The 22,043-nt window shown below is 38.2% G+C and carries 9 protein-coding genes; all 9 read right to left on the bottom strand.

Translation table 11 applies throughout. The annotated features are described in order from the left end of the window. Positions 1-12: 12 nt before the first annotated feature. From fabD (BLS69_RS23385) to BLS69_RS32995, 9 genes are read right to left on the bottom strand one after another with little or no spacing between them, the layout of a single operon-like run. The gene (gene fabD / locus BLS69_RS23385; RefSeq protein ID WP_091036970.1) at positions 13-1,281 is read right to left on the bottom strand and encodes an ACP S-malonyltransferase; all 1,269 of its coding nucleotides are present in this window, start codon (positions 1,279-1,281) and stop codon (positions 13-15) included. Then, a complete protein-coding gene (locus BLS69_RS23380) occupies positions 1,278-7,646 on the bottom strand; it encodes a non-ribosomal peptide synthetase (protein WP_091036969.1) in 6,369 nt (2,122 codons plus the stop codon). The genes fabD (BLS69_RS23385) and BLS69_RS23380 overlap by 4 nt, the downstream gene beginning before the upstream one ends. Positions 7,647-7,684: 38 nt before the next feature. Beyond that, entirely contained in the window at positions 7,685-9,589 is a 1,905-nt protein-coding gene (locus BLS69_RS23375) for a carbamoyltransferase C-terminal domain-containing protein (RefSeq protein ID WP_091036966.1), read from the bottom strand. 44 nt (positions 9,590-9,633) lie between these two features. Continuing rightward, entirely contained in the window at positions 9,634-14,772 is a 5,139-nt protein-coding gene (locus BLS69_RS23370; RefSeq protein ID WP_091036963.1) for an SDR family NAD(P)-dependent oxidoreductase, read from the bottom strand. A gap of 52 nt (positions 14,773-14,824) precedes the next feature. Beyond that, on the bottom strand, positions 14,825-16,075 hold the full coding sequence (gene fabD, locus BLS69_RS23365) for an ACP S-malonyltransferase (protein ID WP_091036960.1): 1,251 nt from the start codon (positions 16,073-16,075) through the stop codon (positions 14,825-14,827). Positions 16,076-16,087: 12 nt separating this feature from the next. Continuing rightward, on the bottom strand, positions 16,088-17,152 hold the full coding sequence (locus BLS69_RS23360; protein WP_091036957.1) for an HAD-IIIC family phosphatase: 1,065 nt from the start codon (positions 17,150-17,152) through the stop codon (positions 16,088-16,090). 56 nt (positions 17,153-17,208) lie between these two features. Beyond that, positions 17,209-17,442, bottom strand: coding sequence for an acyl carrier protein (locus tag BLS69_RS23355; RefSeq protein ID WP_091036954.1), 234 nt, complete (start codon positions 17,440-17,442; stop codon positions 17,209-17,211). Positions 17,443-17,483: 41 nt separating this feature from the next. Beyond that, the gene (locus BLS69_RS23350) at positions 17,484-20,552 is read right to left on the bottom strand and encodes a cyclic peptide export ABC transporter (protein WP_091036951.1); all 3,069 of its coding nucleotides are present in this window, start codon (positions 20,550-20,552) and stop codon (positions 17,484-17,486) included. A 13-nt stretch (positions 20,553-20,565) separates the two neighbouring features. Then, positions 20,566-21,993 carry a condensation domain-containing protein gene (locus BLS69_RS32995; RefSeq protein WP_371129093.1) on the bottom strand — a complete coding sequence of 476 codons (1,428 nt, stop codon included), beginning with the start codon at positions 21,991-21,993 and terminating at the stop codon, positions 20,566-20,568. Positions 21,994-22,043 lie beyond the last annotated feature (50 nt).

Raw genomic sequence — 22,043 nt, 5'->3', positions numbered from 1 at the left:
ATCTACCCCCTCCTAAGTTATCATTTGTTTCAACGTATTTACTTGGAAATCAGGAAACTGATCGCGCGAATTTGTTTCTTCAAAAAGTTGTTCAAAACGTTCTTGTTGTTCCTCAATGGATGTCATCTTAGTTTCAAACACTAACCGAAGCATGTCGAGTGCTGCTTGCTTTTGTTCTAATGTCGGAGTTTGTTCGATTTGTTCGATCTCGGCCAACATTGTCTGAATGCGGCGATATGGTTCAATAACGCCACGCTGGTATTCATCTTGGTTCCAGTTACGATTGCGTGTGCAAACTGCAATAGCTAAACAACGTGAAATAAAACATGGATGAACTAATTGACCTGATGAAAGTAAATTTTTCAGTTCTCTCCAATCTTCTTCCTTATCAAAGGAGAAGCTTTGTATGTCGCTGAGGGTCCGTTTCATCATATTTCGAAGAACTGTTCCTGGGCCAACTTCAACAACAATATTAATGCCTTGGTTTTTAAGAAATTGCATAGTGTCATTCCACTTAATGGGTTCGGTCATTTGAGTAGTGAGAGCTTGAACAATCCTACTTCCACCAATATAAGGAAGAGCATTATGGTTAGCGATAACGGGAATTTCCGGGTCACTATATTCCATTTTCATTAGTTCCTGCTCTAGATTGAATGCTGCAGTATTCATTAATGAACAATGAAATGGCGCACTAACTTTTAATCTAATGATATCTGCTCCAAGCTCAACAAGTTTTCTTTCTGCTGCCTCTACACCACCAACATGACCTGCAATTACTGTTTGATCAGGTGTATTGTAATTTGATATCGTTACAAACTGTTTTTCCGTACTCACTTCATTACATATCCGTTCAACATCGAATGGATTTATTCGGGATACTGCACTCATCGTTCCGATTCCGACCGCAGCTGCTTCCTGCATAAAATGCCCGCGTTTACTTACGATTTGAACTGCAGCTGAGAAAGGAATTGCACCTGAAGCTGTTAAAGCAGTTATTTCTCCTAAACTGTGACCCGCCATAAAGTGTGGTGAAATGTTGAATTCCTGCATGTAAACTCGATATGCGGCAATACTGCATGTCAGTATTGCCGGTTGAGTGAATTCTGTTTTCTGTAATTCGGTGTCCGGTCCTTCAAAGCATAGAGAAGTTAAATCATATCCTAGGGCTATATTAGCCTCTTCAAATGTTTTTTTTGCAATGGGATAATTCTCATATAAAAATTTGCCCATACCCGAATACTGCGAACCCTGCCCAGGGAAAACCAACGCTATTTTTCTCATTTTTGAACAGCCTCCTCTAATAATTGTTCTGTCAGAAACCGGAGAAGTCTTACATAGCCAGCAATCCAATCCTCTATAAAATTCTGTCCGATTACATTGCTGTCAAATTCGCAAGTGAAGGTTGTCATGTCATCTTCCATTGTATAACCAAGCGTGAAGCGGAACACACGACTCAATCGTTCTCGGAACTTATCCATGGCTTGATTATAAATGAGTGGAGCGACTTCTCTATCAGTTTTCCAAGAAATTAATGGTGAAAATTCCCGAAGATCGTATGCCATCCCCTCTGTTCGATGACTACTAACAGATTTGAAAAGCTGTTTAAAATCTTTTACATTTTTGAAATCAATCTCAAGAGAGACTACTTCATTCTCTTGTTGAGTCATCGCTTGTATCGCAACTACAGACCGCTCTGTGATTTCCTTAAACACATAAATTCCAGCAGACAGTAGAACGTCTTCCGAATCCACCTCATACTGACGAGCCAAACCGTGAATTCCAATCGTTATATCCGAGTCCAATGTAAATCGCAAAGACCCATTGTCCATCTCATTAACTTCATCATTCACAAGACTATTTTCAGGCAAATTTAACGTCTGTATGGTAACTTGTGACTTTTTCTCTTCTTGATCCAATCTGAAGGCAAGCTTACTGATAGTTGGAAATGCAAATAGATCAGCTACGCTGATCTGGTTAGGAAAAACGGTTTCAAGTTTTGCGTGATATCGTATCAGAGAGATAGAACTGCCTCCCATTTCAAAAAATGTTTCGTCCATACCGATTACTGATTGCCCCTGGACTTCTTGCCATAGTTCGGCAAGACGAAGCTCTTTAGCATTAGATGCTATTCGGAAACCAGCGGACACTCTGCTTCTTTCTAAAGAGGGTGAAGGTAATGCTGAATGATTGATCTTCCCGTTTGGAAGCAACGGATAATGTTCCAAACGAACAAAAAAGCTTGGAATCATATAAACTGGTAGCTTTCGGATCAAATATTCTCTTAATATTGTGAATGGTATTTCCTCTTCGCCTAAATAATATGCGACAAGATAGACCTCGTCCTCCCTCTTGCGTGACAACACTACCGAAGAATTGACTCCGGGATGATCCATGAGCATATGTTCAATCTCTTTAGTTTCAACTCGATAGCCACGGATTTTGACTTGATGGTCTAAGCGACCAAGGTAAATGACATCACCATTGGCTTCCCATCTCGCAAGATCACCGGTTCTATACATTCTCTGATTAGGTAAAAGAGGATGTGAAACAAACTTGCTTTTCGTCATTTCCTCGCGACTATGATAACCTCTAGCTAAACCTGCTCCAGCGATACATAATTCTCCTGCTGTACCGAATGGTTGAATTTGACCCCCTCTATCCATGATGAAAATCTCTGTATTAGCGATAGGGCTGCCTAAAGTAACTTCTTCAGCTCTTGTAAGATCAGCAACCATCGACCAAACAGTTGTCTCCGTAGGACCGTACATATTAAAAATTTGTGCCTTCGTTTGATTACGCAACTTATGAACGAGTTCTATGCCGAAAGCCTCTCCGCCTATCATGATCTCAGTTAATTTCGATATCCCCTCAGCACCCTTTATGTTGTCAAGAATGAGGCCTATACGTGAAGGAGTCGCCTGGAGCATATGCACCCCCTCACGCAACATCAACTTTCCGAGTAATGCTGGGTCATTCTGCTCCTCAGCATCAGCCATTACTACGCACATACCTTTCAATAATGGAAGTAATGTTTCAAGTATAAAAATATCGAAAGAGACCGTGGTTACTGAAAGGATCCTCTTACTTTCCTGGAATGCTATGATATTCTCTATCCCAGCAAGTAAATTAATGACTGCTCGATGCTCGATAAGCACACCTTTTGGAAGCCCTGTAGAACCAGAAGTATAAATACAATAAGCTAGATCATTAGGAGTTACTGATCGAATGCTATTGACAGAGACTTCTTCCTGAAACAAACTTTCATCTGACAGATTAAGAGTTTCTCCAGAAAATATTGTACTCTCTTCCTGAGTCAACAGTAATGCTGCCCCGCTGTCAATTAACATATGACGTATTCTTTCCTCAGGATATAATGGATCAATTGGCAGGTAAGCTGCTCCCGATTTTAGAATTGCCAATAACCCTATAATTAACTCTTGCGAGCGCCCAAGCATGATACCAACTATTTGACCTGTTCCAACACTTCTGATGGCAAGTTGGCGAGCAAGCTTATCAACCTTTTCGTTCAATTCAGTATAGGTTACCCGGCTCGACCCAATAATTAATGCAATCTTATCTGGACTACTTTGTACCTGTGCTTCAAACAATCCACAAATCGTCTTATCTTCAGGTAATGACAATGCAAAATCTTCCGACCATTGGCGAAGGGTCAAAAGTTGTTCCCCAGCCAAGAACATTGTTTTGTTGAATAACATTTCTGGATTTTTTACCATTTCCATTAAAATTTGTTCAAAATAGTTAATCATTTGTATTACATTCGCCTTGGGGTAAATCTCCGTTACATGACCAATTACAATGTTAATGTGTTCATTCTCCGTAAAACAATCAAATTGGAGCATAGCATTTGTCCGCTCATAATTGACCACATTATTTAAACTTTGATCATTCTGACTTTGCAAAGACAATTCATTGTAAACATATAAATCAACATAGTTAAAAATATTATCAAACAGCATCTCCGAAGTGTTTTCATTGATTGCTTGTTGAATACGTGATAATGGTAGGCGTCCATATTGATGTGCTTCTGCTAATTTCTTATCCATGGTAGCCAACAACTCTTGCCAACTTAAAATTTCTTTCATATTCAGACGAATTGGAAGTGAGTTCAAAAAACAGCCGAGAATTTTATCCCCATCTTCAATAAATGGCCGATTGTTAACTACCATGCCAACAACAAAATCATTATCTGCATCAAACATGTTCATCATGCAGGCATAAGCAGTAAAAAGGATGGTCTTTATTGAGACGCTGTATTTAGTTGCTGTTTGCTCAATAAGTGATTTATTAACATCACTGCTTAGAGTGAATTTGCTTTGTAAGAATGAATTCTGTTGATTCACTTCAGGAAGAAAAGGTGACTGAAATCTACGGTAATTTTTTAATTCTTGCTGCCAATAAATTAGAACTTCCGGATCATGCTTAACTATCCACTGATCAAGAAGAAGATCTTTATAACTGTTACGAAGCAACTCAAATTTTGTATCTCCCTGCTTTAAGTTCTCATACACTTGTGAGAGCTCAGTTATAAATGATGCATTGCTCCATCCATCTAAAATAGCGTGATGATAAATCCATACTAAACAATATCTCTGTTCATCTAAACGATACACACGCATACGCCACATCGGGCTCGCACTTACGACCTCTCCCAAAAATGGATTACTTCGATCTTCCTCTAGAAATGAAATAAGAAACGTCGTTTGAGCTTCTTTTGTAAGATGTTCAAGAGAAGAAACTTCAACATCCAGTTGTACTAACCGTTGGACCAATTGAATTGGATCTGGGTAATCATATACATTAAATGTTGTGCGCATTATCGAGTGTTTTTGAACCATTCGTTCTAATGCCTCAATAAGCTTTGTTTCTGAGAATGACTTATCTTCGAACTCATATATAAACTGTTCATGATACAACTGATCCTCAGGTTGACTAATAGAGTGAAAAATCATTCCTTCTTGTATGTCACTAAGTGGATAGAAGTCTTCGATTTCCCTACCTTGTAGCGTAGCTCCAAACGGAGAGTTTATCATGTCTATACGCCAGTTTTCCAGCCATTCATGCGCTTCTTGTAAACGCTCATTATTTAATACAAATCTGTTTTTATCCAAATACCCCGCCAAAGTTCGGATTGTAGCATATTGGTAGAAATCCAGTAATTTCAAATCAGATTTAAAAATTTTGTTAATGAAATACAGAATACGAATGGACTTCATGGAATCTCCACCGATGTCTTGGTAGCGTTCATCAATCCCGATAGCCTTTAAGTCCATTACTTCCTGCCAAACTTCAGCTATTTGCCTCTCAGTGTTAGTACGCGGCGAAACGTACGTTTCACGCTCCCTATGTGACTCGGGAACAGGAAGAGCTTTATGGTCCAACTTTCCATTCGGTGTCAGTGGCATTGCCTTTAGTTTCATAAAGTGAGCTGGGACCATATACGATGGAAGTCTCTCTGTTAGATGATTTTTAATTTCCACAGTATTTAAATTATCATCGGCTACAAAGTATGCGCATAAATCTTTCATCCCTGCCTGTATTTCCCTTACAATAACGGCTGCTTCGTGAACCTTTTCTTGACGAAGCAAACAAGTTTCAATTTCACCGAGTTCGATCCGATAACCTCGTACTTTCACCTGATGATCTATCCGTCCCAAGTATTCGACTTCTCCAGATGGTAGCCATCTTGCCAGATCTCCAGTCCGATACATGAGTTCACCTTGTACGAAAGGGTTCTTTATAAAACGTTCTTCCGTCAATTCAGGTTGATTCAAGTAACCACGTGCCAAACCAACGCCCGAAATATATAATTCACCTGGAACCCCAATTGGTTGAATACTTTGCTGATTGTCCAAAACGTACAGGAATGTATTATCGATTGGCTTTCCAATAGGGATACTTTCTTCATCTTCATTACATGTACATTCATGATATGATACATCGACTGTCGCTTCTGTAGGACCATACAGATTAACTAACTCCGTCCCCCACGTATCCTTTATTAGCCGGCCAAAGCGAGCGGCTTGCTTAGACTGCAAAGCCTCACCGCTGGTAAAAACACGACGGAGTGTTTTTAGCTGTTGTTGTGGTGCCTCTGACTCAGCAACATGGTCTAAAAAGAGATGTAACATAGAAGGTACGAAATGCATCACAGTTACGCGATGATCATTCACACATTCAATGATAGATCCTGGATTTTTTTCCGCCCCGGGCTCTAAAAACACTGCAGAGGCTCCTGAAATTCCCCACCAGAACAACTCCCAAACTGAAACATCAAAACTAACCGGTGTCTTTTGTATAATTACGTCATCAGCTGATAACGGAAAACGTTTTTGCATCCACTGAATACGATTAATTACAGAGCGGTGTTCAATCATGACTCCTTTAGGATTCCCCGTTGATCCAGATGTATAGATTATATAGGCCAAATTATCTGGTCCTGCTGTTCCTGGTAGATTTACACCATCGCCCTGAAACGCTGCTTCATTCAATAAGTCTATCTGTTCCCCCATAAATAATTTCGGTGAGGACACATGCCCGCATGTCAGGAGTAAACCAGCACCACAGTCTTGTAATAAATATTGGATACGATTCGTTGGATAATTGATATCTAATGGTACGTAAGCTCCACCTGCTTTCAGGACAGCCAATATACCTATCATCATTTCAGCAGAGCGTTCGACTAGAATTGCTACCGGCTTATCAGGTCCCACACCTTTGCTTCTAAGCGTTGATGCGAGTTTATTTGCTCTAGTATTAAGTTCACGATAGGTTAGACTTCCTGAAGAAAATACTGCAGCGATTCGATCAGGGGTCCAAGCTGCTTGCTTTTCAAACAGTTGATGCAGAGTCATTCCAACATCAAAATTTGCTTCCGTCTGGTTAAAATTAAATGTAAGGTCTTCACGTTCCTTACTATTGATAAAATCCAGTTTTGAAATCTGAATGCTTGGCTGTGAGATTGAACGAACTAAAACTTGAGATAATTGTTCAACCCATTTCTGTACTGTTGCACTACAAAACTTATTCAATGCCCAGCTAATAGATATCGACATCTTATCGTTTTCGACAACAAGTCCGATCCTCACTTCCGCGTTCGTAATTTCTACGCGTTCAATATCGTGAATGCTGCTATGAAAAATTAATGTATTAAAACGTGGCTTGTCTTCCATGGGCAAACCTGCTATTTCAAATAACTGACTAATTGGAATTCGTTTGTTGTCATCTGCTTCTACTATGGATTTTCTAGTATTCAACAGTGCCTCTTTAAAACTTAGTTCAGGATCAATAGAGGTTTTTAGTAAATGATATTGATGAGAATCCATATTTTCGGTCTTAAACATAGGCATACCTATAGTTACATTGTGGTTATTTGTATACTTGCTAAGTAGTACATTTACACCCGTAACAAAAATCGTGAATATAGCGTATTCTGAGTGGTTAGCTAGTTCCTTCATCTTATCAACCAGTGTTTTATTTATCGGAAATAGCAAAGTTTGATAACCATCTTGGTTACTTACTTTATGGTCCGGAAAGAATCCACTCATCGTTGTATCACCAGCCAGTTTATTAATCCAATAAGTCTTTTCTTTCTCGAGTATTTTGAGAGAATCAGAAAGCTCATCCAAGTATAATCACTCCTCTCATGCATCAATAGCAGTAATCCTTAATCAAAAGTTATACTCTTAATATTGTTTTGCTTCATTAAAAAGCGCGCATCAAGAGTAAGAAATCTTGCGTTTTTCCGATCCGTCAGATCTAGCTCTTTTCCTCTTGGGTAGTAGCGCACCAAGTAATTTGTGATCCCTTCAAGAGGAATATTATGAGGGTTCATCGTTTTCTGAAGATTTTCCAACTCCTCTTCATTTATAATTACCTCTGGCTTTCTTTGAAGTGGCTTTTCAATATCGTATTGTGTATGATTATGCAGTTCAATCCGTACCCCATTCAAATAGGCAATCTTTATTCCTTTTCTCAAGGCAAAATTCATTGCTTCTTCGACTGTATTAATGATGGGCTCCTGTTTATCATTTAATGAAGTGTTGCAGATAATAGGAACGCCAGTACTGTTCAAAAACTCATTTAACAATGCATATAGTCTAGTCTGTTCAGTAGCTTCACTTAAACTTTGTAATCTTGCACTGTCATCCAAATGTGCTATAGCCGGAACTTTTTCAATACAATCTTTTCGAATTTGAAATGTATGGAGCATATATGGAGAAGGGTACGCCCCTTCAAACCAATTACTCATTTCAGATTCAAGCACAATGGGTGCAACAGGTCTCCACCATTGTCTCTGTTTATATTCATTTAATTTATCCTTTGAATGTGGGTTTCTTGGATCTGCAAGTATGCTCCGATTTCCCAATGCCCTTGGGCCAATTTCCGCGGCTCCATCAAACCAAACAATTGGCTCTTGAATAATATCCTTTACTGCAATATGGGGTGAAAAAAGTCCAGTTGATTTGATGAATTTTTCATAAATTGGATTAATTAATAATTTTTCTGTTTTATCTTGGTCACCATAAAATGCGTGATTAAGTTTGAATTCTAATGCTTCCATTTTTCTGTAGAATGCATACAATGCAATTCCTAACGATTGACCTGTGTCATTAACACATGGGGGAGCAACGAATCCTTTAAAGTTATACTTCTGCATCAATGCATTGTTCATAGGACAATTTAACGCTACTCCACCACTTAAAGCTAAATATGTGTTCGTAGGATCCAAATGATAATCACCGATAATGTGATCAATAGTATTCTCCATTATTTTTACTGTAGTCTTTTGGATTTCTTTCATGACCACAGAAATTTTTCTTTCTTCTAAAGTTAGATAGCTTGAGTCTTGATCTATTTCACTCCAATGATCCTCAGCATAGCCAATTAAACTTTCAATATATGTCTTCGCGATCTCCCCGTCAGTATTTTTCATCAAAGAGAGATTATTATCGAATGGAAACTCTATCTCTTCTTTGCAAGCCGATGCAAGTGCCATCAACGATCCTTCTTCTAAATCAAAAGTTTCTCTTGCTACATTCCATAGAACTCCTGGAGAAGATACTGGAAAAAGAGAAACATCTCCCTTAGTTGATATTGCACCAGCGTATTCTTGCTTATCAGAAATATCACTAACTAAATTGTCTGATCCAGCATCAATAGATAAAGCTAACATATCTTCATTATAGAAAATGTCTGAGTCTAACAATAACGAGGAGAAAAGATGACTCATAGCATGGAAAGTGATTTGTCCTAGTTCACTTTCATCAAAGTAATCATTACTGGTTTGAAGTTCAGGAGTCCCCCATACTTCTTTTATATCATTCAAAGAAAGATTATAATTAGCCAACAAATTATTAATGAAATTTCTGGCTTGTTCTACATCAAAAAAAGAAACTCGATGCTTTTTTATTCCCGTTATCCTTTCTAATTCCCAATAATGGACTAATTCAATTCGTGAATCTGTTTTACGCCACAATGACAAGTTATGATGATGTCTTTGAGCTATTTTGTAAATATTACCATACGAATTGATTTCCAAATAAGTTGATAAATAAAATCCATTTTCCATAAATTCCTCTCCTTTATAAGAGCCTTTATGCTACATTAATGATGTTAAAAGTTAAAATTGAATTGAATTTTATCTGCTAGATGGGAGTTATCCGATTTAGTTTTGTGACCAGAAATAATCTCCTCTAAAAAAATATCTGAGTCCAAAAGTATCTTGTCTAATACATTCAAAAAGTGTTCAACATACTTTTCAATTGTTTTCAGGTGAAATAAATCGGTACAATACTCGAAAACAAACTCGAGTTTGCCTTCCTCAATAGATGCTTCCAAAGTTAAATCCACTTTTGTACTGCCGTGGGTAATTGGAAAGGAAGATACACATAATTCAAAATCATCCATCTGACGGCTGTCATATTCGTTATGCATAACAAACATCGTATCAAAAAGAGGATTTCTATTGAGTTGATTCCCAAGCCCAAGAAATCCAATCAACTGGTCTAATGGATAATCTTGATTTGCATATGCCTCTAACGTATTTACCTTAACCTGCGATATAAACTCCGAAAATCTCATGTTGGCTTCCGGGGAATTTCGAAAAGCTAAAGTATTAGCAAACATGCCAATTAAAGGTTCCAATTCACGAACTGTGCGTCCTGCCATTGGCGATCCAACGATAATATCGTTCTGTCCGGTTATTCTCGCAAGAAAAATATTATAAGTAGCTAGTAGTAACATAAACATGGATACTTGCATACGCGAAGCCAATTGTTTTAATGATTCTGTTTTAGAAAAATCAACACTAAAGACTAACTTATCACCGTCAAAGCTTTGTAAAGACGGTCTTGGAAAATCAGTCGGTAACTCCAATTCCGGCAACCTATCATTAAACTTGGATAGCCAAAAATTCTCCTGATGCTTTATCTCTTCACTTTTCATCCGCTCATTCTGCCAAACAGCATAATCCTTAAACTGTATCGCAAGCTGAGGTACCTGCTGATTGTTGTAGTGCTTCTTAAATTCTTCTGCGATAATACCTATTGAAAATCCGTCACTAATGATATGGTGCAGATCCACAACAAAAATATGAACACCCGGCTTTGTCTCAATTATTGTAATATGGTGAAGAGGTACGCTACCTAAATCAAAATGCTGAATATTGTTCTTTATAATTGATTGCACTTTTTCTTCATCAGCTTTAATAAACTGAATGGATACCGCTAATGAAGATTGAACTTTTTGGATAAGCTCACCGTTTTCGACAACGAAATATGTTCGCAAAGCTTCATGCCGATCTACAATTTTCTGAAAAGAACCTTTTAGCCGTTCATACTCAAGATTCCCTTCAACTCGAAGAACCATTGTGATGTTATAGGCTTGCTGCTCAGGTCGTAATTCGTGTAAGAAGTATAGTCGTTTTTGGGCCGCTGTTACCGGATAGCTGTCCATTCCCCGCACCGGTATAAGAGGAGACAAAGACGTTGAGTTAGCCTCGTTCTCCAGACTCCTTAAGGAAAGAAAATCTGCGAGTCCGGCGATCGTGAGATTCTGTAAGAACTCAACGAGACTTATTTGTAAATTCATTTTCTCTTGGATAGCATTTACGATTTTTGTAGCAAAAATTGAATCTCCGCCCAAATCGTAAAACAAATCATAGATGCTAATTATATGAATTCCCATTGTTTCAGACCATATCTGACCGATTTGTTCTTCTAAATCGCTATAATCATCGTTTGTACGACCAGTAAGTTCAACCTTCATCGTGGATGACGGAGACAAAGAATTGGATAGACTTAGCCCTGATTTTTCGGTTAATTTGTCGAGTTTAAACAACAAATCATTGTGAAGACGAATAGGAAATCTCGGTTCCTCTAACAACGGTCGTACTTTCATAAATGTTTCATGGTTGATTTGACCAACAGCCATTTGTGCATATGGACTATTTAGTACTACTTCCAAAGCATCAATAGCTTGCTGTGTTCGAAGTGAATGGAAGATATGTTCTTCATCCACTACTCCATAATCAACCCCTATACCTGTTTCAGCCCAAACAGACCAGTTCAGAGCTAATGTCTTCCGACCGTGTTTTGTTCTTGAAAAGGCAAACGCATCAACGAAAGCGTTTGCAGAAGCGTAGTCTCCTTGTCCAAATCCACCTGTAATTGCTGTCATGGCTGAGCAAATCACAAAAAAGTCCATACGATCATTTTTCGTAACTTCATCCAAGTATACTGTCCCATGAAGTTTGGGTTTGACTACCTCTTCGAAATCAGTGTGACTTTTAGACCAAAGCATTCCATTCCCAGGCACCCCAGCACAATGGATGACACCATTAATGATTTCATATTTCATCCTTAGGGAAGCTATGAATTGTTGGAGTGCCTGTTTATCTCCTACATCAACAGCACCCAATACGATGGTAGCCCCTAATTTCTCTAATTCTTTGATAGTATTAACTTTTTGAGATATCTTACTATGATGTTTGGTTACCGACATTTCCCACTCACTTCGCTCTGGGAAAGGAGTTCGATTGATTAGAACAATGGATACTCTATTGTTTTTGGATACTAGCCATTTGGCAATTTCTAGCCCTATTCCTCCGGTACCACCAGTGATAAGGTAAATACCCTCGCTATGAATTGGAATATTATTTATATCACCAATTTCTATCGTTGGCGTTGTTAGATATTGTAAATATCGTTCACCTTCACGATAAGCGACCATATAAGGTGGGGTTTCATCTTGTATCTCAGTTAAAAACTGGTCCCCGTACAACGATTTGTCTATATCCAAGCAACGAATTTTCCACTTAGGGTGTTCTACTGTAATGGTTTTTCCTAAGCCGAACATTGCTGCATAAACGGGTCGTAACTGTTCCTCACGCTCAGTGATCTCATGAACATCTGGGCTTATCAGCACAATCTCGATCAAGGATTCAGCATGTGTCCGACTTACAGCCTTCATTAGATAGAATAGGCTATTAATACTTTGATCTACAGTATCCTCAAATGGAATTTGACTCTGTCTGTCATCCATGGAATTGCAATATAAGATATAGGCTATTCTTTTATCTTTAAGATATCCCATTAAATTATTGAAGTCCTCTTCAGCTGTACTGATCGAAAAAGAAGACGCATCAATTTGTTTGAATTCCTTTCCAAATTCAACCGTAATTAAAGAAGCACCTGATTTACGCAATGCATCCACCCAACCGTTTGTTATACTTCCATTACCCTTGAACAGAAGTATCGGTCCTTTCCAGGTTGTAATTTCAGATGTTAACTTCGGCTTATTTTCCCATTTGACGTTGTATAAGAGGTCATCCGTGTTTAAAGCTGATGAGATTTCAAGCCAACATCTATTCCGTTCAAACGGGTACAACGGCAAACTAACAGTGCGTCTTGATGATGGTTCAAATAATAGTTCCCATTCCACTTCGGCCCCTGAAATATAAAGATGTCCAATCTGTTCAAGAACTGACTGTTTCGTGTCGATTATTAAAAATTGTTCTAAAAGTTGCCTTGCCTTTGCACTAGACTCTCTAACTTCAGCTTCAGTTAAATCTCCTCTTTCGCGCTGATGTTTATTAATGGGCACTACGTTATGTTGTTGATAAAATACACCTTCAATTTCTGTTCCTAACTCCTGTTTCTCGACTTTGTGCAGTTTTTCAATTAGGTCCTCTAAAGTTTCCGCAATAATTAACAATCTATGATGAAAATGTCCTCTACCTGTGCATGCTGTATAACAAACGTTAGCAAATTCCTCTTCATTTACTCTTTTCAATGAACGGACATACTCTTGAACTAAAGCTTTTAATGTGGCTCTGCTTTTAGACGAGATAGTAAAAATACGTGGTCCGTTTGAAACGCTTGCTCTTTTAATTAGCGGTGCTTCTTCTAGTACTACATGCGCATTAGTTCCAGTTATACCAAAGGAGCTAATACCACAACGGCGTGGCCAGGATGAAGCCGCCCAGGGCTCTAATGTATCTTGAACATACACAGGCGATTGGTAGAACGGTATTTTGCGGTTTGGTCGTGTAAAGTGAATTGAAGGTGGCACCTCTTTGTAATAAAGTGAAAGGACCATCTTGATTAATCCTACAACTCCTGCAGCTGCATCTAAATGTCCAAAATTAGTCTTAATCGAACCAATACCACAAAATTGTTTCTTATTTGTATAACGCTGAAATGCTTCGGTCACACCTGCAATTTCAATAGGATCACCAAGTTCAGTTGCAGTCCCGTGAGCTTCAATGTATCGAATCGTTTCTGGATTAATACCAGATACTTTCCAAGCTCGATCGATCACGTTGGCTTGGGCCCGAGCACTTGGGGCTGTTATACCGTTTGTTCTTCCATCTTGGTTAATGGAAGAACCTTTAATAACTGCATAAACATTATCCCCATCGTCAACCGCTTGTTTTAACGGTTTAAGTAAGACGGCAGCGACTCCCTCCCCATCACTAGTACCTTCAGCTCTATCATCAAAAGTGTACGCCCGATGTTCTTTAGATTTACCCAATTTAATCTCAGTCTCAAGCGGTAAAAGATTGATATTCACACCACCTACAAGGGCCATTTCACAGTCCTTGTTTTGTAGTGCCTGAATAGCGAGGTGAACTGCCACCAAGGATGAAGAACAAGCTGTATTTACCACCATGCTTGGGCCAGATAAATCTAAAAAATATGAAATCCGACTCGCTACCATACCGGAAATGTTACCTGGTAGGGCTGATCCAATGAGATCCGGGTTCACATCACGAATGTATTGATAGTAATTTTCAAGTAAATTTGTGTTTTGTCCAACATAAGTACCTATTGCTTTTCCTTTAGCTTTATTACCTGCATACCCCGCATCTTCTAATGCCATCCATGAACATTCAAGAAAAAGTCGTTGGCCAGGATCCATCAAACAGGCCTCCATTGGCGACAAGTTAAAGAAACGATAATCAAACTTATCGATTTCTTCAAGAAATCCGACTTGGGCATACGATGATTCACTATGTTCAATATTTTTTAAAGATAGGTAGCGATCCGTATCCTTCTTCCTATATTCAGGAATAGATTTAATGTAGTCTTTTCCATTCCGAATCATATCCCAAAATGTCTCTTTCGATCGGGAATTTGGCAAATCAAGCCCAATACCGATGATAGCTATATCCCGGGGAGAGATTTCATTTACTTCCTCTACAGAAACATTCAAATCGACATCTTTAAGGGTAAGACCTTGAAATTTAAGCATATATGCCTCCGCAAAATATTCTCAGGGGAGTGGGCTAGGTTATCACATTTTCCTATTGATTTTCCTTACAAAATGGAAATTCCGAAAGTAATTTGCTTGTACCCGTGTCACTCAAAATTTGACGGAACCTTCGCAATTGCTCGTCCTCCGACGCACCTTTAGTCTTCATAATAAGACTCAAACACGATAGCACTACTTTCATTTGTTCTACAGTAGGATATAGACCTTTCTCCTCTAACTCAGCCTGTAATTTCTCGATTTTTTCATAAGGCTCTTCGACACCTATTCGATACTGTTCAGAATCAAAATTTTTATTTCTCGTCGCAACTGCTACAGCCAAGCTACGAGTAACTACTGTTGAAACATTGCCTGGCTGATTTGACTTCAGAGTTTCCACAATAGTCTGCCGGTGATCCTTTTGTCCATAAGATAAAGAGATAATCGGTGAATGAGAACGCATCAGATCTGTGAGTACAGCTTTCGGTCCCATTTCAATAGTCTTTTCAATTCCTTGCTCTTGCAAAAAAGCAATGGTTTCTGACCAACGAACCGTTTTTGTCAGTTGAAGTGTCAAGTTATTAATTACATCTTGCGTATCTTTGTAGGGAAGCGCAGTCACATTAGCGATGACAGGAACTCGAAAATTCTCAAATGAATACTTTTCAAGCTCTTCTTTTAATTGAGACACAACGATTGACATTAGTGGACTGTGAAAGGGTGGAGTCATTAATATAGGTGTGCTTTGAGCATTTAAAAGTGCCAATTGATCTTCAGCTCTTGCAATTGCATCTTCATGACCCGAGATTACGAATTGGTCGGGACCGTTCCAACATGCTATCGCTACTATTTCTTCCCGTTCCCCTTGCTCTTTGCAAACAGAAAGTACATCTTGACGGTTTACTCCACTAATGACAGACATAATTCCATTTTTAACTTGTTTTGCGAGAGAGCTCCGAAGATGCACTAATTTAAGTGCGTCAGCAAACGAAATAGCTCCGCTACACGTCAGCGCTGAGTATTCTCCCAAACTATGACCAGCCATAAAGGAGGCTTCTTCACCAACCATTTCCATGTATGCCCGATACGATGAAACACTTACGGTTAAGATGGCGGGTAGCATATTCTCTGGATCGTTCAGTGTCCGAAGACTTCCTTCAAAACATATTTTTCGCAAATCGTAACCCAATACTTCATTTGCCTCATCAAAGGTCTCCTTGACAATATTAAATTCTTGATGGAGTTCTTTCCCCATTCCTATATATTGTGAGCCTTGACCCGGAAATAAAAAAGCGATATTCTTCATCAAGTTCCTCTCCTAATCTATAACTTCCAAAGTTACGTATTCAGGTATTTCTCCAATGTTCGTTAGATCGTTCTCCAGGATGATGCTATTATCCAACGTGCCGATCTCTACAAATCCTGCAAACTTGAGAGTAATAAACATCAACCTATTTTTATTATTTGAAACAAACTCAGACTGCAAGCGAACCCCTGCCTGCTGTGCTTTTTTCATCAAAAGATTTAACATAATTGAACCAACTCCACGCGACATCACTCGGCACGACATCAGAAGCAGCTTAAGTGTCCAGCATCCTTTATCCATTTCAATTAATGTAAGACCAATTGTCCCGTAAGTGCCATATTTATCTTCTAAAGAAGTAACTAACAACTGGTGGCGTTCAGAATTAACGAATGATTCTAGTTCTTCGAAAGAGTAGGTATAGCCGGTTGTATTCAATTGATTTGTACGGACCGTAAGTTCTTCGGCCCGTTTCAGATCTTCCAATTGTGCAGGCTCAACGCGCATTTCCATTTTTAGAGAGGAGAGAAACTCTTCTTGAGGTCCGGTGAACTTTTCTTCCTCCTCTTTTCGCTTGAAATCGTTTATATACATTCCTCTACGGTCCTTTGATTCGTCTGTAACAAACCGTGGCATCATTTCGGGCATGTTCAATAGTTCATCCAACTCTTCGTTGTTAAAACACAAAACTTCCGGATGGGCATATGCGACTTCTTCACGTTCAAAAGGTTGGTCGTCAATAAAAGCAAACGTCTCCATTCCAAAGTTAAGTTTTTCCTGGATGATACTTATAGAAGAAGATTTGCTATTCCAATTAATCTGTGGACATAGAAAGTATTCACTAAGTCCAAACTCCTGGAGCTTTTCTAATGCTGTATTGTGATCGTTTTTACTTGAAATTGATTGAAGTATACCTCTTCGGTCTAATTCTTTAACAATATCTGAAGCATTTTCTTTAAGTTTTACATACGGATCCTCTAAAAGTACACCTTCCCAAAGTGTATTATCCAAATCCCACACCAGGCATTTTATTTTCTGTTTTTCTTGACGTATAATCGGTGTTGTTGAACGTGCTCTCATAAATAAGCACACCTATCCTTTCACTTCAAGTCCACTCATTTCCAACTTTTATCCCTTTATGTCTTTGACTCGATTAACTCCATAATGGCATTAATACTACGAAAATTCTTCATATCAAGTTCACTGTTTTCAAGCGGGACTTCGAGTTCACTTTCCACAAACATGACCAACTGCATCGCAAAAAGAGAATTGACAATACCCAGTTCAAAAATATTATCATCATCTTGTATCTCATGCTTACGAAAAAATCGTGCGAGATACTTTTTTAATTTTGTTTTTTTCTCATCCATTTCATTTTCTCCTTTACTAGGGCGCAGTTTCTATGAAAAAATTAGATATTTACCTGTTCACCACGTTCTAACTTTATAAGTGAGTCAGCCAAATTGAAATAACGGTCATCATGCGTAATAGCGATTACGCATTTTCCCATTGCCTTTAATTCTGGAAGAATCTCATGATAAAAATATTGCCGGTACTCTGGATCTTGATCTGCAGCCCATTCGTCCAATAAGCAGATTGGTCTGTCTTCTAAATATAAAAGTAACAAGGCCAACCTCTTTTTCTGGCCTGTAGACAGCATAGTCGTAGTAAAACAACCATCTTGAATCGCAACTTTATCCTGCAACTGAAAACGTTGTAGTAGTTGGGAGATTCTCGTTTCCTTCCCCTTGCAATCTATTCCATACAAACGATCGAACAAATAATAATCGCTAAATACTGCAGAGAATAAACTACCTAATTCCTTTGAAGTAACTTGCTTACCGTTAACGATTATCTCGCCTTTAGTGGGTGTGTATAATCCTGTTAATAATTTGGCTAATGTCGTTTTTCCACTTCCGTTTCCTCCTGTTATAAATGTTATCGAACCAGATTGAAAGGACAGATCGAAGGGGCCTACCTCAAAATGATTGTTGCCTTCACCGGGATACCCGTAATGAACATTTCTTGTGTTCAAACTTATAGTCCCTTCAAACATTTCAATTTGGGAGATAGATGTGACTTGATGTTTTGAGAGCTCATCGTTGAGACTACGAATACGTTTCCAAGCTATCCTTATTTGCAAAAACTGTGGATATGCATTTAAAATTCCGTTCACTGGACCTGTCATATACAGAAATACAAACACATAGGCCTGTACTGTTGAAGATAGTACATTTGGAAATATTATTGGAAAAAAGAAAGCGACAACCCCAATGACAATTGTAAATAGCAACTCACCTATAACGTTTACATTTGCAAATCGAACATCTCCTTCTGTTCTTTTGTCCCTATATGCCGACGAACGGCGATTCATAACAACTTCAAATTCATCATTTTTATGTTGGTTTAATCGAAGTTCCTTGAAACCTTTTAACAAATCATTAATCATATGAAAGAAGACTGTCTGAATCTCACGCGTTTCTTCCCACGACTTTTCAGCTTTTTGGCCCATAAGAAAATAGAGTAAAACTAATGCAGCAATAACAACAATGGAAATAATTAAGGCATATATATTGAGCATTCCTAAATATATAAAGCAACAAATTAAGGTTACTAGGCTGATAACACCAGAGATCACAACGTTGACAGATCCGCTGACTTGTTCTGTATCATTATTTAATACCGCATGTAAACGCCCATCTTCGATACGTTCCATGTATTCGTATGGCATTCTTAAAATTCGTTTAATTAACGTCATTCGTTTTTCATAGACCAAATTGTTTGTCAATTTGACTAATTTGATACTTATATAACGTTGACCAAGGACATACAAAAGAATACCGAAGACAAAATAATAAAGAAGACCGTTAGTTAAGTTGTCATCTCTTCCTAAAGACTGATTAATTACAAAAATAATAAATGCATTCCCAAACCCACTAATAATTCCAAGTGTCGCTAGTGGTACGTACATTTTTTGTCGATCACCTTGAAAAAGCATCAACAATAAACTATAAATAGTATAAATTGTGCCTAATACCGCTGCGGCAATCACTGCCGGTATCAACGTAAAAGGCGACCATACATAAACCGCATTCCATGGTAGTTTTTCAAACAAAATAAGTGGCATTTTGTACAGAGCAATTAAATATAGAGCCAACATTAATATCACTACACATAAACGAGCAGTTTGTTTAATGTCCATTCCCTTCCAACGGCGTCTTCCCTTAAAAATGTCCACAAAAATACTTACAATTAGGTACAAAATTAATGGAATTACAACGCTAACAAAAATCACTACTGCAGTTGCCACTTTATCTAGTTTGCTATACGTATCTGGTAGGGGTTCATTTGGAACACGCTCACGCATAATGGACATCACGCCACGTGCAATGGCTTCAGTATGTTCAGAATTCATATTCGCTTGGACAACCACTCCGATGTCCCCATCTAAACGCATTGAAATGTACGATGAGTAGTTTGGATTGCTACCACCATGCGATATTTCCCCACTTCCGGATTGGTAAATGAACCATCCCGCAGCGTAGGAGGAGCCATCCATACCTGGAGGTACAGTAGTATCTTTTTTATGCGAAAATTCAATTAATGATTGATCTATTTCAGGCGGTTTAACTACTCCCAGTTGAATTTGCATCCATCTCGCCATATCTAAAGGGGTAGAATATAAGTAACCTGCAGGAATATTCCCCCGATATCTCGGAGCATCATAGGCGTAGGGGCGTAGAAAGTTAAGTTTATATCCCGTAGCCAAACCGCTTTTAACAGCATCTTCATGATTTATAAAGGTACTATTTAACCCGAGAGGTCGTATAACCTGATTCTGCAAATAATTTTCATAAGACTCACCTGTTACCTGTTGAATAATTAAACCCAGTACGTCGTAGTTTATAGTTGCATAAATAAAAGATTCACCAGGCTCGTATTTCTTCACTTGTCGTAGTTCTTGCCCAACTAGCATACGCACTGTTTTTTCGAGTGCATCGTCCTCATTAGATTCAGGAATATCTCCAATTGTTTCAGGCGAAATTGCAGAGGTATGATACAACAGTTGCTTGATCGTCAGATCTACTTTCTTACCTTTTTCATTCATATAAAACCAGGGTAAATATTTACTAACGGGATCTTCTAATTCTAGTAGTCCCTTATTTATTAGTTGCAAAATAGCCAATCCAGTGAATGCCTTGGTATTGGATCCCATCTCAAAAAGTGTTTTGGACGTAACTGGGGTTTCATTTTCCAAGTTACTGTAACCTGAGTATTTTTCATAAACGATATCTTCACCCTGAACAACAATTACTGCTAATCCAGGGATTTTAGATGCTGTCCTTCGCTCATCTATATAATGACTAAGTAGCTCGCTCCGATCCCGAGCCTGATCACCGTATGAAACAAAGTTGGATGACAAGAGATTAATTAATATTACGACTAGGATGCTTAAAATAATTTGAGATTTAAATTTCATCTGGATTCCTACCTTATAAAAATAAGCTATCTAGCTCGCACTGATCTATTTTTATTGTATTAAAATCAGAAGGTGTGAACTCTAAGTTTTCTTTTTCACAACAATGATGAATGAGACGTTGAAGCTGTTCAACGTATTGATTGATAAATTGATCAATACTTGTGTAACTGAACTCTTTAGAGCTGTAGGTAAGCTTCATATGAAATTGTTTATTCTGTACATAAAGCATCATATCTAGCAAAGGAGTGAACTGGTTCTCAGGATCCTGTTCCTCTCCAGTATCATAATCAGCAAGTTCGCATAGACTACCCTGTATGTTCCAATCATCTATTTCTCCTAGATAGTTAAATCGAATCGTACGTTTGGATAGGGATTTAACCAAGCCTTCAAGCTTTAACATGCCAAATCCCATTCCTTGATTTGGAATGGTACGTAGTTGCTCTTTTATCGACTTTAATTGTTCGCCTATCATAGTATCGGGTAGATTTAATTTCACTGGATAAATTGAAGTGAACCATCCAATTGTGCGGGATAGATCTACATCACCTATATTGGGTTCACGTCCATGTGATTCCATCTCTATTGTTAAGTAAGATTTCTTATAAAGATGATTGCAAGTCAGCATTAGAGCTGCAATTACAAGATCCACAACTCGAGTGTTGTAAGGCAAGTTAGCACTAGTTAATAGTTGTACAGTTTCATTCGTACTTAGTGTGGCATGCTTGGTGATTGTATCAATCAATTTGCTACCTTCAGCCTCATAATCTACTTCCAGAGGAGATTCAAAGGAGTTAACTATATTTCTCCAATACTCCTTTTCATTAATAACATCATCCGCAATAAAATTTGTTATCGATGCAGCCCAATCTTGATAAGAATCAGTTCGTATCAATTGGGGCAGTGGTGCTTCATTAACAATTGCATTCAATATCCGATTTAAGTCTTCTAACAGGATACGCCATGATACTGCATCAATAACCACATGATGAGCTGTTATAATGAGTAGAGTCTTTTGTTCAATAGCATTAGGGAAGAGCAGACATCTAAATAAAGGACCAGTTTCTAAATTAATGCTTTGTTTAGTTGCAGCCCAATGTCTACCAAGTAGTTCTTCTTTCTCATCTTCCGTATAACCATTGGACGACACTATTTCAAGATAAGAGCTACTTTCGTACAACTCATTATTATAATGAAGTAGACCTGAAACTGGATCCAACTTTAGCCTCAACGTATCATGGTGGATTGTAATTTCCATTACTGCACGTTTGATTTGCTCCGGTGTTATATCAGGTTTTAAAAACAATGGCACAGACTGCAGATAATAATGAGGATTTGTTAGATTCAATGCGAAAAACCAATCTATAATAGGTGTTCGTTGAACAGCACCTTCCGCATCAGATCTATTCAGGTTAAAACGTTTCTTTCTTCTAATTAATACCATCAATTCTCCGATGACTGGAAATGCTAATATATCTTTCACCTGAATATCAA

Origin of the sequence: Paenibacillus sp. CF095 (genome assembly GCF_900101225.1) — a bacterium.
Lineage (GTDB): Bacteria > Bacillota > Bacilli > Paenibacillales > Paenibacillaceae > Paenibacillus.
The sequence above is the reverse complement of the archived record's forward strand: the minus strand, read 5'-3'. Positions and strand labels throughout refer to the sequence as shown.

Bases quoted from the DNA above. Each gene is read 5' to 3' on its own strand.
- BLS69_RS23370 (WP_091036963.1), bottom strand. From the start codon at position 14,772: ATGCTTAAATTTCAAGGTCTTACCCTTAAAGATGTCGATTTGAATGTT.
- BLS69_RS23355 (WP_091036954.1), bottom strand. From the start codon at position 17,442: ATGGATGAGAAAAAAACAAAATTAAAAAAGTATCTCGCACGATTTTTT.
- BLS69_RS23350 (WP_091036951.1), bottom strand. From the start codon at position 20,552: ATGAAATTTAAATCTCAAATTATTTTAAGCATCCTAGTCGTAATATTA.
- fabD (WP_091036960.1), bottom strand. From the start codon at position 16,075: ATGAAGAATATCGCTTTTTTATTTCCGGGTCAAGGCTCACAATATATA.
- BLS69_RS23360 (WP_091036957.1), bottom strand. From the start codon at position 17,152: ATGAGAGCACGTTCAACAACACCGATTATACGTCAAGAAAAACAGAAA.
- BLS69_RS32995 (WP_371129093.1), bottom strand. From the start codon at position 21,993: ATGGTATTAATTAGAAGAAAGAAACGTTTTAACCTGAATAGATCTGAT.
- BLS69_RS23375 (WP_091036966.1), bottom strand. From the start codon at position 9,589: ATGGAAAATGGATTTTATTTATCAACTTATTTGGAAATCAATTCGTAT.
- fabD (WP_091036970.1), bottom strand. From the start codon at position 1,281: ATGAGAAAAATAGCGTTGGTTTTCCCTGGGCAGGGTTCGCAGTATTCG.